A 1,466-nucleotide genomic window follows, 5' to 3' on the forward strand; every position below is an offset into this window, starting at 1 on the left:
TAACCTTAAGATATTCCGCTGGTTGGAAAGATAAGGGACCCAGTACAATCCATCCGTTCGCTCCATTAATTTCTTTAGTGAAAAATTTCGCAACAACCAAAAGTATAATTTCGACAATTATTACAGCTCCTAAGACCTTATCTTTTCTAAGGAAATTCAATTTCAATCGATAAATAAAAAAGATAAATAATAAGGATACTAGCCAGAAGGCACCTTGGTTCATAACTGATGCGAAAGGATTGGCTCCAAAAGTTACTAAACGAGCACTCGTTGTTGAATAAACAACAATCAAACCAACCACTGATAAAATTAAATAAGGTATCAAGATGGTATAGTCCAAAAGATGTTTCTTTTCAATTTTCATATCTAAAAAACTCATACTTTCTATTATGTTACCCTACATTTCATAAAAAAACATAAAGCTAACAGCTTATATTATAACACTTTGATATCTTAAACTAAAGTAAAATCTAAATTAACCGTTTTAATCTTTAAAACTTTTATTTAATCTTTTATACTCAAATTAATTTGTAAACTAGCTTTCTGTGGTAATATTGCTAGTTCTCATATTTTCTTTAAGGATAAATAAAAAAACGAGACTTAGGTCCCGTTTTTTTATCTTATTTTTGTACCGACATTGATACGATTAAGTGCTCGACGGAGAGCAACCTGAGCACGTTGAACATCAACATTACGATCAGATTTTGTTGCTTCTTCCAAGACACGTTCTGTACGTTGCTTGGCACGTTCGGCACGAGAAACGTCAATGTCGCGATCACGTTCTGCTGAATTGGCAACGATAGTAATGAAATCATCTTTAACTTCGATGATACCACCGTTTACGGCAATCCAATCGACGTGACTCTCGTCATCCACACGACGAACCTTGAGCTCATCCACTTCAAGTGGAGCAACCAAGTTAATATGGCCTGGCAAAATACCAATTTGACCATCTTTAGTAACCGCGTGGATAAAGCTGGCATGGTGGTCATATTTAAGACCATCTGGAGTTACCACTTGTACGGTCATTTGTGCCATATCTTCACCTCATTAGTAGCCCATAGCTTTAGCTTTAGCTACTACATCCTCAATTGGCCCTACGCTACGAAAAGCATCTTCAGGAAGATTGTCATATTTACCTTCAAGGATTTCTTTAAAGCCACGAACAGTTTCAGCAACTGGAACATAAGAACCTGGTTGACCTGTAAACTGTTCAGCAACATTGAAGTTTTGTGACAAGAAGAATTGGATACGACGAGCACGTCCAACCAATGTTTTATCTTCGTCCGACAATTCATCCATACCAAGGATAGCGATAATATCTTGCAATTCACGGTATCGTTGAAGTACTCGTTGAACTTCAGTCGCAACAGCATAGTGTTCTTCACCAACAATTTCAGGTGAAAGGGCACGTGAGCTTGATGCCAATGGGTCAACAGCTGGGTAAATACCCATTTGTGTCAACT

Annotated in this window: 3 protein-coding genes; all 3 read right to left on the reverse strand. The window is 37.2% G+C overall.

Annotated elements, in window-relative coordinates:
• On the reverse strand, positions 1-364 hold a 364-nt coding region (locus CGS49_RS13460; protein ID WP_143405880.1), incomplete at its 3' end, for an FtsW/RodA/SpoVE family cell cycle protein.
• Positions 365-615: 251 nt separating this feature from the next.
• Positions 616-1,038, reverse strand: a complete 423-nt coding sequence (locus CGS49_RS13465) for a F0F1 ATP synthase subunit epsilon (protein ID WP_084828550.1) — start codon at positions 1,036-1,038, stop codon at positions 616-618.
• 12 nt (positions 1,039-1,050) lie between these two features.
• On the reverse strand, positions 1,051-1,466 hold a 416-nt coding region (locus CGS49_RS13470), incomplete at its 5' end, for an ATP synthase beta subunit C-terminal domain-containing protein (RefSeq protein WP_489752636.1).

The organism is Faecalibacterium langellae, assembly GCF_002549775.1.
Classification (GTDB): domain Bacteria; phylum Bacillota; class Clostridia; order Oscillospirales; family Ruminococcaceae; genus Faecalibacterium; species Faecalibacterium langellae.

Bases quoted from the DNA above. Each gene is read 5' to 3' on its own strand.
- CGS49_RS13465 (WP_084828550.1), bottom strand. From the start codon at position 1,038: ATGGCACAAATGACCGTACAAGTGGTAACTCCAGATGGTCTTAAATAT.